General features: G+C 54.3%; 15 protein-coding genes. 13 read left to right on the forward strand and 2 right to left on the reverse strand.

What is annotated here, in order from left to right:
- Window positions 1-14: 14 nt before the first annotated feature.
- Window positions 15-569 carry a hypothetical protein gene (locus tag ACR0AW_RS02340; RefSeq protein ID WP_170421572.1) on the reverse strand — a complete coding sequence of 185 codons (555 nt, stop codon included), beginning with the start codon at window positions 567-569 and terminating at the stop codon, window positions 15-17.
- A 182-nt stretch (window positions 570-751) separates the two neighbouring features.
- Here ACR0AW_RS02340 and ACR0AW_RS02345 point away from each other — a divergent pair, with 182 nt between their 5' ends.
- The 10 genes from ACR0AW_RS02345 (at window position 752) to cueR (ending at window position 10,523) form a co-directional block, all read left to right on the forward strand.
- Window positions 752-943: a hypothetical protein gene (locus tag ACR0AW_RS02345; protein ID WP_170732183.1), complete on the forward strand. Its 192-nt coding sequence runs from the start codon at window positions 752-754 to the stop codon at window positions 941-943.
- A gap of 726 nt (window positions 944-1,669) precedes the next feature.
- On the forward strand, window positions 1,670-2,260 hold the full coding sequence (locus tag ACR0AW_RS02350) for a L,D-transpeptidase (protein WP_170732186.1): 591 nt from the start codon (window positions 1,670-1,672) through the stop codon (window positions 2,258-2,260).
- A 69-nt stretch (window positions 2,261-2,329) separates the two neighbouring features.
- Window positions 2,330-2,779, forward strand: a complete 450-nt coding sequence (locus tag ACR0AW_RS02355) for a c-type cytochrome (RefSeq protein ID WP_170392477.1) — start codon at window positions 2,330-2,332, stop codon at window positions 2,777-2,779.
- Window positions 2,780-3,175: 396 nt separating this feature from the next.
- Complete coding sequence (locus tag ACR0AW_RS02360; RefSeq protein WP_170732187.1) at window positions 3,176-3,763, forward strand: cytochrome c; 588 nt, start codon at window positions 3,176-3,178, stop codon at window positions 3,761-3,763.
- Between the two features lie 9 nt (window positions 3,764-3,772).
- The gene (locus tag ACR0AW_RS02365) at window positions 3,773-4,672 is read left to right on the forward strand and encodes a c-type cytochrome (protein WP_170732189.1); all 900 of its coding nucleotides are present in this window, start codon (window positions 3,773-3,775) and stop codon (window positions 4,670-4,672) included.
- A gap of 39 nt (window positions 4,673-4,711) precedes the next feature.
- Window positions 4,712-6,082 (forward strand): multicopper oxidase family protein, encoded by a 1,371-nt coding sequence (locus tag ACR0AW_RS02370; RefSeq protein WP_170732190.1) that lies wholly within the window; start codon window positions 4,712-4,714, stop codon window positions 6,080-6,082.
- On the forward strand, window positions 6,082-6,555 hold the full coding sequence (locus tag ACR0AW_RS02375) for a c-type cytochrome (RefSeq protein WP_170509961.1): 474 nt from the start codon (window positions 6,082-6,084) through the stop codon (window positions 6,553-6,555). Before ACR0AW_RS02370 ends, ACR0AW_RS02375 begins: the two co-directional genes overlap by 1 nt.
- Before the next feature lies 1 nt (window position 6,556).
- Window positions 6,557-7,285 (forward strand): DsbA family protein, encoded by a 729-nt coding sequence (locus tag ACR0AW_RS02380; RefSeq protein WP_480436160.1) that lies wholly within the window; start codon window positions 6,557-6,559, stop codon window positions 7,283-7,285.
- A gap of 325 nt (window positions 7,286-7,610) precedes the next feature.
- The gene (locus ACR0AW_RS02385; RefSeq protein WP_170732193.1) at window positions 7,611-10,121 is read left to right on the forward strand and encodes a heavy metal translocating P-type ATPase; all 2,511 of its coding nucleotides are present in this window, start codon (window positions 7,611-7,613) and stop codon (window positions 10,119-10,121) included.
- Window positions 10,122-10,136: 15 nt separating this feature from the next.
- Window positions 10,137-10,523 carry a Cu(I)-responsive transcriptional regulator gene (cueR, locus tag ACR0AW_RS02390; protein ID WP_170564201.1) on the forward strand — a complete coding sequence of 129 codons (387 nt, stop codon included), beginning with the start codon at window positions 10,137-10,139 and terminating at the stop codon, window positions 10,521-10,523.
- 438 nt (window positions 10,524-10,961) lie between these two features.
- Here cueR and ACR0AW_RS02395 read toward each other — a convergent pair whose 3' ends face one another.
- Complete coding sequence (locus ACR0AW_RS02395; RefSeq protein WP_170732195.1) at window positions 10,962-11,807, reverse strand: LysR family transcriptional regulator; 846 nt, start codon at window positions 11,805-11,807, stop codon at window positions 10,962-10,964.
- A gap of 86 nt (window positions 11,808-11,893) precedes the next feature.
- Between ACR0AW_RS02395 and ACR0AW_RS02400 the strand changes: the two genes are divergently transcribed.
- From ACR0AW_RS02400 to ACR0AW_RS02410, 3 genes are all read left to right on the forward strand, one after another.
- Window positions 11,894-12,361 (forward strand): cytochrome c, encoded by a 468-nt coding sequence (locus ACR0AW_RS02400; protein WP_170646040.1) that lies wholly within the window; start codon window positions 11,894-11,896, stop codon window positions 12,359-12,361.
- 13 nt (window positions 12,362-12,374) lie between these two features.
- The gene (locus ACR0AW_RS02405) at window positions 12,375-13,283 is read left to right on the forward strand and encodes a c-type cytochrome (RefSeq protein ID WP_480438538.1); all 909 of its coding nucleotides are present in this window, start codon (window positions 12,375-12,377) and stop codon (window positions 13,281-13,283) included.
- Window positions 13,284-13,441: 158 nt separating this feature from the next.
- On the forward strand, window positions 13,442-14,323 hold the full coding sequence (locus ACR0AW_RS02410) for a cation diffusion facilitator family transporter (protein ID WP_170732198.1): 882 nt from the start codon (window positions 13,442-13,444) through the stop codon (window positions 14,321-14,323).
- Window positions 14,324-14,325: the final 2 nt, after the last annotated feature.

A 14,325-nucleotide genomic window follows, 5' to 3' on the forward strand; every position in this document is an offset into this window, starting at 1 on the left:
GGTTCTAGAATTGATCACTGCTGCGTCATCAGATTGCGCAGATCCTGTATCTTCGCGACAACCAGCTCAGGCGACGCTTTGATCTCGTCGAGGATCTTCATAACCTGTGTTTTGATGTCCTGAGACAAGGCGCTTTCCTGAACTGACGTGACGATTGCGTCATAGTCGAAATTCTGCGCGGTCAGCATGCCGTCCTGAACCCACGAGTTGAACAGTTCCTGTCCCTGACCGGCAAGCGCTGCGACCTGATCGCCAGCTGCTGAGGCTGCATCATTGGCCTGCTCGGTCAAAGATGTAGCAGCGTCGCTGGCCTGTTCCGATACCGAAGATGCAGCTTCCGAGGCCTGATCCGCAATCGAGGACGCAGCCTCGGATGCTTGTTCAGTCGCCGCCTCAACGGCATTAGCAGCGCCCTCTTGTATTGCCGAGGCTGCTTCACCAACCGCCTCTGAGGCATCTTCAGCCGCCGATTGCAACTGCTCGGCAGGGGTTGGTTCAGGTTTTGTGGCGAAATAGTAAGCGCCTCCGCCGATAACGGCGATGGCTACGATAAGTAAAAGACGCGACATTGGATGTCTCCTTCAAATGATGTGTCGCTCAGATGGGGTTAAGGTACGTTAAAGCAAAGGGGAAAACACGTGAGTTTGCAGCATATTGCGGGTTTGAGCCACACTGCGCTGATTGACACTGCAGGCAGTGGCAACATCATGCCATCCATTGCAGGAATCGCAACACAAGCAAAGAAACAGCCTTGAAGGATGAATTGATTTATGGCGGAGAGACAGGGATTCGAACCCTGGGTGGGCTTGCACTCACAACGATTTCCGAGACCGTGTTCTACATCAAAACAGAAGTCCTTGCATTAAGAGACAAGGGCTTTGTGGCGGCAAGATGGGCAGGTTCGGCACAGAAAGCGGGCAGGGGTGTCACAAGAAAGCATTAAAGTGATTTATGGTGAGTGACCTATGTCAGCGGTTGCCGAACGCCCATTGAAGATCCTTAGGGCGGAACCGGAATTTTTTGTTACCACTCCGCGTGACTTTCTAACACCAAATCTTTTTCGCTCGAAACAGTAGGCTAGGAAAGTAAAGCATTCCAGACGGCACACGTTTCTTGTGTCATTTCAATCAAATGTTCCGCGAAGAACCTCGCGATCAACTTAATGGTGAGTACGGTAACAGTATTCCGCTCCGAGGCTAATCCAGTCAACGAGGTGGTGCATGCCCGTGCATCCAGACAAAGCTATTATGGCGACCGTTACGCGAGAGTATAGTGTCCAGTGAATCTGGGCCGCGTGCCAACGACCATACAGGTTATTGGGAAATCGATGCCATGACACAGGTCAAAGCTCTCGCAGTTGTTGCGCTCTTTACCGTTATTGGACCGACAACGGGCAGCAATCTGAACAAAGGCGATAGAAGCTCGGGAAAACGCTCCATGCTTGCTATCTACCTGTATTGACGTTGTTTTGGTGTGAGTACCCAAAAATAGTTTCTTCTTCACAATAGCTTGACGATCTGAAGCCACCTTTGAAACCGCCCCATGTGCCCACGGCGGCGGCATTCCAGATGAAATATCCCTTACGCAAAACCTGTTGTTTGTTGACCTTCCAGCGCGGGAACCGGGCATACAGCCCAAATGAGTCGTAGAGCAAGAATACACGCTTGGGATGGCAGGCATGAAACCGAACAGGGATAGAAAGGCTGTTACGCGACGCGGAGTGATTGCCGCGTTTGCTGCGACAACTCTTTTTCCAGCACCGGCCGTTTGGGCCCAATCGATGACAACCGAAGGGGCGCGCCGCAATGTTTCTTCATTCCGCGTTGCTAAATGGCAGGATCACTTTGATACGCTTAAGAATGGTGTGATCCTGTCCGATACACAGTCCAAGGTCCTGCAATATTGGTCAGAAGACGAGAGCGTCTATCGGATGTATCCAACCAGCGTGCCGCTGACGGAAGACCTTACAAGGCTGGGCTACACCACAGTAACTCGCAAGGTTGAGGGGCCATCTTGGCGACCGACACCAGCAATGAAAAAGCGCAACCCCGCTTGGCCCGACTATGTGGGCCCGGGTCCGGAGAATCCTCTGGGGACACATGCACTTTATTTGAGCTGGCAATACTACCGGATCCACGGCACCAACGACACACGCAAGATCGGAAGAAGATCCTCCAATGGCTGCATCGGCTTGTACAATGAGCAGATCGCGGACTTGTTCGAACTGGCCACCGTGGGCACGCAGGTAAAACTGATCTGACCATGGTCAAGTCGGCTTTTCTGGACAGGTGCTTAAGCTCGGTAACTGACAACGACGTGAAATAGTAAAATGGATAAACTTACACTCATGATAGGCGGTGTGGCGATCGCAGGTGCCGTCGCAATCGTCTACAATCTAAATCAGCAACCAGCTGGCCATTCGATGACGACACCTGATACGTCGACGCTGGCGTCGGGAGACCCAATCCAAAACGTCAATCTACCGGACCAGCTAAGCGAATTTGCGGCCGTCGGCAAAGTGGCATTCGACGCAAAATGCTCGGCGTGCCATGGCGGGAATGCAACTGGTCTGGAGGGCCTTGCACCACCATTGGTGCATAAAATCTATGAACCAAGCCACCATTCGGACGAGGCATTTTACGTGGCCGTCCAGAATGGTGTTCGGGCACACCATTGGAAGTTCGGTAACATGCCGCCGGTCGATGGTTTGACCCGCGCGGATGTGAAGGGCATCGTGGCGTACATAAGAGAGTTGCAGCAAGAAAACGGGATTTTCTGAAGGTGACGAGTCGAGTGGGCACAGCAATTCGTTGCTCCATCCTGTCAATTGCGCTGGCTATTGGCGGGCTACTTGTAACGGCCGATTCTGCTCATGCACATGGCGGTGATTCACCGCATGTGATTGACCAGACCGACTCTGCGGACGTCGAACATGTCAAGCAGGGTCATCCCGGGCATTGTCATGGCGGAGCGATCTGCAACGCTGTTGGACTATTTTTGATGGGTCCAACACCGCCTGGTCCCCAAGGCACGGAACGAAGATACTCGATACCTCGAGCTCAATACCGGGTTCTTAGTATTATCGCGTTTGACCCACCACCGCCGCGTGTCCTGATCTGACGAGTCGAATTGCGCTCAAGATGGGCGCGTCGAAGCAGACGAAAAGGACAAATAAATGAACTTTCTAAAAATGACTACAGGCGTGGCCCTGGTTTCTCTATTTGCGGCGGCCGCCTTAGCGCATGGTGGCGCAACCGGCGTCGTCAAAGAACGCATGGACGGTATGTCCGCGATGAAGGACAGCATGAAGGTCCTTACACCGATGATGCAGGGGAAAACGCCCTACAATGCGCAAACGGTACGAAGCGAAGCCAAGAAAATCGGAAGCCACGCCGGTGAGAGCATGACTAAGCTGTTTCCAGAGGGATCTGATGGCAAACCCTCGGAGGCCAAATCGCAAATCTGGCAGGATTGGGGTTCCTTTACAGAAATAGCCAGACAGTTGGAAATCTACTCAAAAGGCCTTGCGCTTTCGGCAGACAACGGGCTGATGGCGTCCGGATCGGGTCATGGTTCCGGCATGATGGGCGGCAAATCCATGATGGGAGGTGGTTCCATGATGGGAGGTGGTTCCATGATGGGCAGCGGGATGATGGCTGGCAGTCCAAACTTAGCACAGCTGTCTGAAATGCCGGCAGATGGTGTGTTCATGATGCTGAGCCAGACATGCTCGGCGTGTCACACGCGATTTCGGTCGGAATAGGAATGCATCATGAAGCCGATAATACGGTTGGGTCTTGCTACCGCCGTTACGGCGTCAGCAGGGTTTGTTGCTGTGATGGCTTGGCCGATTGGCCAGCCCTTACAAGCTCTCGACATTCAAGGTGACGTTAACCGCGGGGCGTATCTGGCAAGGGCAAGCGGCTGTATCGCCTGCCACACAGACTTTGCCAAAGGAGGTGAGCCCTTGGCCGGTGGGGTGGAGTTGGATACCCCGTTCGGCACGCTCTTTTCGCCGAACTTGACCACAGATCCCGATCACGGGATCGGTGATTGGACCATCGAGGAATTTGCCCGCGCTGTGCGTCAGGGTGTGTCGCCAGACGGGCAGCCCTACTACCCGGCCTTTCCTTATCCGTTTTATGCGAATTTCACGGATCAGGACATCGCCGATCTCTGGGCCGCCTGGAAAACGGTTGCACCGGTAGCGGAACCGTCAAAAGAGCAGGAAATGGTGTTCCCCTTCAATCAGAGATGGGGCCTGAAGCTGTGGCGGGCGGCATTTTTGGAACCGCCGCGGACCGATCCCGTGCCGGGCAATGATGATGTATGGAACCGGGGCCGGTTACTCGTTGAAGGTGCCACGCATTGTGCCGCCTGTCACACCGGGAGGAACCTGGCTGGCGCAAGAAATTCGGACACGGAACACTTCAAAGGAAGTGACACCCTGCCGGGCGGTGACAAGGCACCCGCCATCGACTTTGAGACCCTGCAAAAGCGTGGTTGGACGGTAGATGATTTGGCCTACGCGTTGCGCACCGGCGTCATGCCTGATGGCGATGTCTTCGGCGGCACCATGGGAGAGGTCGTAAACTATGGCACCAGCTTTCTGACAGACGAAGACCGGAAGGCAATGGCGACCTATCTGCTGGATGTGCACGACGGGGGGTAATCGAGTGAGAGATCAAGTATTCTTTGGAAGGAAGTCCTAATGAAGCTCAATCGCAGGCAATTTGTTGCAGGCACGTCGGCACTAATCGCAGTGCCGACTATCGGGAGGGCGGCTACCGCCCCCCGAATAATCGAGGCGCGTTCAGGATTGGCGCGTGTTGCCCCCGACAACTATCCGGAGACCGAGATATGGGGATATGATGGCGGTGTTCCGGGCCCTGAAATTCGAGCCCGGCAAGGCGAAACGGTTCGCCGGACACTCCTGAACTCGCTACCTCAGCCTACAGCAATCCATTGGCACGGATTGCGGGTTCCGAACAATATGGACGGGGTGCCGGGCCTTACGCAGGAGGCTGTACCAACCGGCGGCAAATATCAGTATGACTTGCATCTGAAGGACGCGGGGACCTTCTGGTATCACTCTCACAACCAGTCAACGGAACAAGTGGCCAGGGGCCTTTACGGCGCGTTCATCGTCGACGAAACGGACCCGCCGGACACGGACCATGACATCACGATCCTTCTGGATGATTGGCGGTTGGGTAAGGACGCTCAAATAGTAGATGATTTTGGTGCAATGCATGATTGGACCCATGCAGGTCGGATGGGAAACTACGTTCACGCGCGCATATCGCCAATGACCGAAGTTTTGACGAACCAGCGATTGCGAATTCGAATGGTCAACGTGGCAACTGATCGGATCATGTATGTGTCAGTAGGTGGCGCAAACGGGAAACTGGTCGCTTATGATGGCATGCCTGTAAGGCAGCCAGAAGATTTCGAAACACTTGTTTTCGGACCTGCACAGCGAGCAGACTTGATCGTCGACGTCACAGCGGAATCGAACGAAGCCGTTCAAATAACTCTTCACGAACGCGATGAATCATTTGTTATCGCTGAGATCCCGGTTTCGGGAAGCGGTACATCTGCCAGCCGCGGTGAGATCGAAGCTCTGCCACCCAACCCTGTTTCTTTTCTTGAAGATGTTTCTGACGCCTTAAAGGTTCCATTGGTGATGGAAGGCGGGGCGATGGGCGGACTGCGTCAAGGTACTTACAACGGCCAAGTCATGAGCGCTAATGAGTTGGTTCAGGAAGGACAGATCTGGACATTCAACGGAGTCGCTGGGTTACCCGAAGACCCGCTCGCTTCTGTTTCGCGTGGCGACATAGTCCGTATTCAGATGCAGAACGACACTGTCTTTGCGCATGCCATGCACTTGCACGGGACGCACTTTCAGGAAGTTCTGCCGAACGGGAGCCTGGGACCGCTGCGAGACACAATACTGGTTGACCGGATGGAAACGCGGGAGATTGCGTTCGTTGCGGATAACCCTGGGGACTGGCTGTTTCATTGCCACATGCTGTCGCATCAGGCCGCTGGAATGAAGACCTGGCTGAGCGTGGCGTGATGAACAAGAGTGCGGCGAAATGGGTGTCACTAGCTGCTGTGGTGATCATTGTCGCGGTCGCTGGCTGGGGCCTGAGCGGGCGCGCACAAAACGGTGCATCAGCGGATTCGGCACGTGGTGCAGTTTTGTACGCCGAAAACTGCGCGTCATGCCACGGGGCAAGTCTGGAGGGTCAACCAGATTGGCAGACACCTGATCCAGATGGCGTCTTGCGAGCTCCCCCGCATGACCGAACAGGGCACACTTGGCATCACGGCGACAAGCTGTTGTTCGATTATACAAAGCTTGGCGGGTACCAAACACTAAAACAGATGGGCGTCGCTGATGTCAAAAGCGGTATGCCAGGTTTCGAGGACACTCTGTCGGATCAGGAAATCTGGGACATCCTTGCCTTCATCAAGGAGAGTTGGCCGGATCGGGAACGCAAGCTGCAAGAGCAGCGCACCGAGGCAGAACAAACGGAAGGAAACTGACGTGAAACGATTTTTTGCAGGCTTAATTGCCATCACTATGTCGATTGGTGCTGCTATGGCGAGTGCTGACGAATTGTCTGACTCCGATGTAAAACGGCTGGCTCTGGAAGCCATTATGGAAAACCCCGAAATCATCATGCAGGCGATTCAATTGCTTCAACAGCGCGAAGATCAGGCAAAAGCCGAAGCCATTGGAAACGTCTTGGAAAATCAGCGTGAATTGCTGGAACAGGATCCGAATGCGCCTGTCATCGGAAACCCGGAAGGTGATGTAACCGTAGTCGAGTTTTTTGACTATAACTGCCCATATTGCAAACGCGCGGCCCCGGTCGTGAAAAACGTAATCGCAGGCGATTCCGATGTCCGAGTTGTTTACCGAGAATGGCCCATACTCGGAGAAGGTTCCGACTTCGCGGCACGCGCCGCGCTTGCCTCACGTAATCAGGGAAAATATGAAGAATTTCATTGGGCGCTTATGGCTCTGAACGGTCGTGCCACTGAGGCCAGTGTCCTGAAAGTTGTTCGGGAACTTGGCCTGGACGAGGATCAATTGCGCGCAGACATGGAGGCGCCGGAAGTCGACGCGCATATCCAGGTGTCCATGGAATTGGCCCGGCAGCTTGGCTTCAGTGGCACCCCTTCGTTTGTGATTGGAGATGCGCTTGCCCCGGGTCTGATCGCCGAAGATGAAATGACCCGGCTAATCGAGGCAGTCAGAGACGCAAGATAGAACTAAGGGACGACAGCATGTGCGCCCCTAAGCTTCTGTTGCGAACGTGGCTTCGTATCCCTCGGACTCTGAGCTGCAAGGATATGATCAAGTTGATTGGTGCTTAAGACACGTACCCTGCGGTTTTTCATGTCAAAGTCCAACTGTGCGGAGGAACTTACTGTGTCAATGGCTTTGTCTATAGCTGACTTGCGGTGCCCGCAGTTCATATCCGGGATACTTAGCGTCGTCATGAATGATGAGAAAGAAAGTCAGCCTCATCCCTTGACCTTCCACTTGCTGGAACCCTTATGTTGCCCGTCAGCAGAACATACGTGGTGACAATATGACTGAAAATTCACATGCGCGGTTCCAGGTTCAGGGTATGAGCTGTGCTTCCTGCGTTGGGCGCGTCGAGCGCGCATTGAAAGATGTGCCAGGGGTAGATGCCGCTTCGGTTAATCTCGCCAGTGAAAGCGTTCAGGTCGATTTCCGCGATCCAGCCGATAAAGCGGCCATTGCTGATGCGTTAAACCGCGCCGGATATCCGGCGCGGACCGCAGAGGTAACGCTGGATATTCAGAACATGTCCTGCGCATCCTGTGTAGGGCGCGTTGAACGAGCCCTGGAAGCCGATGGCGGCGTCTTGTCCGCGTCGGTCAATCTGGCCACTGAAAGTGCAACTGTGCGTTTTGCTGAGGGAGTCACAACACCCGAAGCAATCGCGGCGCTTGCGGCATCTGCCGGCTATCCGGCGAGCCTGCGATCCGCAACGCAGACCGAACCACAAGACCGCAAAGCGGCAGAGATCAGCCATCTGGCGCGGCGAACAAGCTTCGCCGCTTTGCTCGCTTTGCCGGTATTCATTCTCGAAATGGGCTCGCATGTTATTCCGGGCATGCACCACCTGATAGCGAGCACCATCGGCATCCAGAACAGCTATTACCTGCAATTCCTTCTGACCACGATCGTTCTTTTGGGGCCAGGCTTGCAGTTCTACACCAAGGGATTCCCTTCCTTGGTCAAAGGCGCGCCGGACATGAATTCTCTGGTGGCCCTGGGCACTTCGGCGGCCTATGGGTTCTCGCTTATCTCGACCTTTGCGCCGCATATTCTTCCTGCCGGAACCGCAAATGTCTACTACGAGGCCGCAGCGGTAATCGTGGTTCTTATATTGCTTGGGCGGTTCCTCGAGGCGCGCGCCAAGGGCCGAACGGGTGAAGCGATCCGAAAACTGGTCGGTCTGCAGGCAAAAACAGCACGAGTTGAGCGCGACGGATCGGTTGTCGAGCTACCGATTGAGCAGATCGTTGTAGGGGATATTGTGCACGTTCGACCGGGCGAAAAAATCGCGGTGGATGGTGCCGTAATGACCGGCGCGTCATATGTCGATGAAAGCATGATCACCGGAGAGCCGGTTCCCGTCGAAAAAACCGAGGGCGCAACTGTGGTCGGGGGGACCGTAAATGGCGCAGGTGCATTGACGTACCGTGCTGAAAAGATCGGCGCAGACACTATGTTGGCCCAGATCATTCAGATGGTCGAACAAGCACAGGGTGCCAAACTTCCGATTCAAGGCCTGGTCGACCGCATCACGCTGTGGTTTGTGCCGGTAGTGATCGCAGTGGCCGTTGTGACAGTGCTGGTATGGATGTTGTTCGGACCCGATCCCGCGCTTAGCCTGGCGTTGGTGGCCGGGGTTGCGGTACTGATCATTGCTTGCCCCTGCGCCATGGGGTTGGCAACACCTACTTCCATCATGGTCGGCACTGGCCGCGCTGCCGAGATGGGCGTCCTGTTCCGAAAGGGCGATGCCTTGCAAATGCTGCAGGAAACCACCGTTGTTGCGGTGGACAAGACGGGCACCCTGACCGAAGGGCGTCCGGAGCTGACCGACCTGATTGTGGCCGAAGGAATGACCGAAGACGAGGTTCTGCACCTTGTTGCTGCCGTTGAGGTCACTTCAGAACATCCAATCGCCACAGCCATCGTGCGCGTGGCAGAAACCCGTGGTCTGGAGCTTTCCGAGCCAGAAGACTTCACGTCGATCACCGGTTACGGGGTAAGCGCCTCAGTTGAAGGCCATAAAATCCTGATCGGGGCCGACCGCTTGATGAGTCGCGAAGGGGTAGAAATGGGCGCGTTGTCTGATCGGGGCGCTGAACTCGCAATCAACGGAAAGACTCCACTTTATGCTGCCGTAGACGGGGCTCTCGCGGCCGTAATCGCTGTGGCGGACCCAATCAAAACCACCACGCCGGACGCAATCGAAGCTCTGCACGGGCTGGGCCTGAAAGTAGCGATGATCACCGGTGACAATGCCGCTACTGCCAAATCCATTGCGGCGCAGCTTGGCATCGATCATGTCGTGGCTGAAGTTCTGCCCGAGGGTAAAATATCCGCGTTACAGGATTTGCGTTCAAATGGCGGAAAACTGGCCTTTGTGGGTGATGGCATCAATGATGCGCCTGCTTTGGCGGCAGCTGAGGTAGGAATTGCGATCGGGACAGGCACTGACATTGCCATCGAAGCGGCTGACGTCGTTCTGATGTCAGGCGACCTGACGGGCGTGGTCAATGCCTTCGATATTAGTCAGCGCACCATGCGTAACATCCGCCAAAACCTGTTCTGGGCGTTCGGCTACAACACACTGCTCATACCGGTTGCGGCAGGGGTGCTTTATCCGTTTGGCGGCCCGCTGCTATCGCCGGTTTTGGCCGCAGGTGCCATGGCTCTCTCCAGTGTATTTGTCCTGACCAATGCGCTGCGGTTGCGCTGGGTAAAGCCGATCAAAGTTGGGCGAGAACAGATCTCGCAGAACACCGAGCAGACGCTGCGTTCAGCGCCTGCTGGATAGAATAGGAGAACCGCTGTGAATATCGGAGATGTAGCAGAACGTTCCGGTCTGCCTGCCAAAACCATCCGCTATTACGAGGATATCGGGTTCATCAAACCCAAGCGGAGCCTCAATGGGTATCGCCATTTCGACGAAAAGGAACTGCACAAGCTGGCCTTCATCGGGCGGGCCCGCTCATTGGGCTTTACTATTGAGGATTGTCGTTCGCTACTGGCGCTTTACGAGGACAAAGAACGCGCAAGCGCGGACGTGAAAGAAATTGCAAAACAGAATCTGAAAGAGATCGAAGATAAGATTTCCGATCTGAAGGCGATGCATGAAACACTGTCTCATCTGATCGAAGAATGCGCCGGCGACCACCGCCCAGACTGTCCAATTCTAAAAAACTTGGGCCAAGCGTAGTTGACCTTGTTGTTTGATCTGCCTCCAAGTTTGGCAATCTTTTTCTTCAGACGTGGCAATCCGCTCTTCTCTAGTGCGTGCCGCGCTATCAATTGTAGTTTTGTTGGCTTCGGGTCAGCACTAGGGACGGCTTCGGCACAAAAAGCGGGTGGGGGGGGGTGTCATAGGAAAGCGTCATAGTGATTAAAGTCGAGTAACCTTTGCCGGCAGTTATCGAAGGCGAATTTAGGTCCCTTAGGGCGGAAAGCACTCCTTACCTCAAGTCCGCACAGCACAAACTAGACGATAGCAAATTCGGTTATCGTAGTGACCGGCAAACTGCATCAAGAGGTCATTGTCCTAACAGCTTGTTAGTAAGACTTTGGTTTGAAATGTCTGCGTCGTGTATCGGCTTGAAGCTCCATCCTAATGCTCGCATTTGATTTCAAAAACACAGCGTCATCCAGTAAGAACAGTGGCTAAGCGTTCAACCAACACTCGTTGAACGATTGCAAATCTTGGTGTGTTCGCAATTTCGTCCAGTGCCGCAACCCAGAGCGGAACCTGAATTTCTGGAGTGATGTCGTGAGACTTTCGAAGTCTGGAATCCGCGTCGCCAAAAAAAGTAGGCAAAAACGTTTTGCCGACTCCTGCGGCTGCCATCTGCTGAAGCACCAAAAAACTGTCTGCCCCGTTGGTCATTTGGTCAGCACTGACATTCGCTTTTAACCATTTGGCAGGAAGTGAACGGCTTAACGCGCCATCTAGCCTCAACCATTTGCGATTGGGGGAGCCGTCGTCAAAGACTCCGAAAGACAGTGTTCCGGCACGCTGCCCGACCAGACCCTCCCCGAGCTTTATCGATGGGCGCACGGCGATGTCTGCGCTTAACCGGGACAAATCATGGTGACTATTCCCGCTTAGCAAAGTCAGCTTCAGGCCGGGGTAAAGCCGTGCGATCTCATTTAGTATTGAAGGTAGAACAATCTGGCAAAGACTGTCTGTAGATGTAATTCGCACATGGCCCGTAGGGGACTGATTTGCACCGACAATCGCGCGTTCGACCGATAGCACCGCATCTTCGACGCTTTCCATAGCCGACAGAACGGTTCTGGCCTCGGGCAGGGCAGAGTATCCCGAAGGGCTTTTCTGGAAAATCACACAGCTATTGCGCTCTTCGAATGCGGCCACCCTTCGCAACACGGTCGCATGCGTGACGCCCAGTGCCGCTGCCGCTGCATTGAGTGAGCCGTATTTGCTTACGGCGAGCGCGTACCGAATATCATCCCAGTTTGCGTTGTTCATAAATTAACAAGTGACGACCAATAACAAACAATTACAAGAAAAATCGTTCAAGTTAATATTCGGAGCATTAAACAGGGAGACACATCATGAAGAAGAAGTTCTCAGTATTCGCGGCAGGTCTTTTATCATTGGCCGCCATTGGCACAGCCATCGCCCATGAAAGTGAAAATCCGGCTGTGAAAGCTCGTACCTCAATCATGCAACTCTATGCCTTCAATCTTGGTACACTTGGCGGAATGGCTAAGGGAGAGGTCGATTATGATGCCGAGGCCGCAACTCGGGCCGCGAATAATCTTGTTGTGCTGACACAAATCGATCAATCCGCGATGTGGCCCCAGGGATCTGACAATGTGTCCGATCCGACCACCCGTGCATTGCCTGCGATCTGGGAGAGCTTCCCTGACGTGGGTGCAAAAGGGCAGGCCATGGCAGACGCCGCTGTTGCGATGCAGGCTGCGGCAGGTCAAGATGTTGATGCCCTAAAAGCAGCGATGGGCGATCTGGGCGGAAGCTGTTCGGCATGTCACAAAGCATACAGAGCTCCAAAGAACTGATTGGGCACTGACGGTGCGGCGCTTTCTTTTCTTTGTCGCAATCGTCATTGTGTTGGTCGGGTTGGCCGGTTTGGTGCTGACCCGACCTCAACGAATGGAGCAATCACGACTCGACGGTTTGAACCCAGATCTTGCCCGAGGTGAAATCGTGTTCCACGCGGGGGGATGCGCATCCTGTCATTCATCGCCGGATGCGGTCGGTGAAGACAAGCTCGTGCTCGCTGGTGGTCGCCGGTTTGAGACGGAATTCGGTACGTTCATTGCCCCCAACATTTCCAGTGACCCGGAAACTGGTATCGGATCCTGGTCTGCCCTGGATCTGGCCAGTGCCTTGATCCATGGAACCGGACCCGAAGGGCAGCACTATTTCCCAGCGTTTCCCTATACCTCTTACGCCAACATGTCGGCCGAAGACGTGGTTTCGCTACACGCATTCCTCGGCACGCTGCCAGCGGCCGCAACGGAAAGTGTTGCGCATGACGTAGGTTTTCCTTTCAGCGTTCGGCGCGGATTGGGGGGATGGAAGCTCTTGTTCATGTCATCAGGCTGGGTGGTTGAAGGTGATCTGACCGACCAACAAAAACATGGCAGGTATTTGGTCGAGGCGCTGGGTCATTGCGCTGAATGCCATACCCCGCGAAATGGTTTAGGGGGCCTGAAACGAGACCTTTGGCTGACGGGTGCACCAAATCCAAACGGGAAAGGTCGTATCCCCGGCTTAACCTCAGACCAGCTTGATTGGTCAGAGGCAGACATTGCCGAATACCTAAAATCTGGCTTTACACCAGACTATGACAGTGCGGGTGGTGAGATGGTGGAGGTCATCGAGAACACCTCACGGCTGACGGATGAGGACCGTTTGGCGATTGCCGCCTACCTCAAGGCTGTTCCTGTTTCGTCGACCGGGCATTCATCCGAATAACAGTCGTTTGGCGCCACGCAGCGGCGACCAGATGCTGTCACCAATAGGATGCCGTAAGACCTATTCCCTTTTCGCCAAACACCTGTTTTACGTTTTGAACATCGGAGCTCACCAATCACCCGAGTTTCTGTTCATGATTGACTGAGGGTCGCGGCCAAATGACACAAAAAATCGCTCTTTGGTCTATCCCGATATCCATTGCGGTACTGGCCCTGAAACTGTTGGCTTGGTGGCTGACAGGTTCGTTGGCTTTGTTGTCAGACGCAATGGAATCAACCGTGAATGTTGTCGCGGCTTTGTTGGCGTATTTCGCAGTTCGGGTTGCCAATAAGCCTCCTGACCAAAACCACCCCTTTGGTCATAAAAAAGCGGAGTATCTTTCAGCCGTGGTTGAGGGCGCGCTGATTGTGTTGGCGGCGTTCTTGATCATCAGAGAAGCTGTACTGGTGCTCCCGAACCCGCATCTTGAGGATGCGCCGTTGCTTGGAATTGCCGTCAATATCGTTGCAACGGGTGTGAACGGTGCATGGGCCTACCTCTTGCTTAGGACAGGTAGGCGCGAGGGATCGCCCGCCTTGCAAGCGAGCTCCCGCCACATTTTTACGGATGTTATGACTTCTGTTGGTGTCGTCGCAGGACTGATACTAGCGCTTGTCACCGGCTGGTTGATCCTTGACCCGATCCTGGCAATTCTTGTTGCGCTGAACATCTTGTGGGAGGGTTGGAAAGTTATTCGGGCATCCGTCGATGGCCTGATGGATGTAAGCCTGTCGGAACATGACTTGCAGACTGTTTCTAATGCAATCGAAGCAAACCTCGGTGCAGCCTTAGAGTATCATGACCTCAAAGGGCGCAGATCCGCGAATGTTATCTTTGTAGAGTTTCACCTTGTTGTGGACGGCACAATGCCAGTCAGCGCAGCGCACGATATATGTAACGACATAGAGGAAGAACTAGAGTGTCTGTACCCGGGTTCCGTCTTTGTCATTCACCTCGAACCTGATGACGAGTTGAAAGGCGACGGGGTTAATCCCCACTGAAC

The organism is Ruegeria sp. C5, assembly GCF_056537605.1.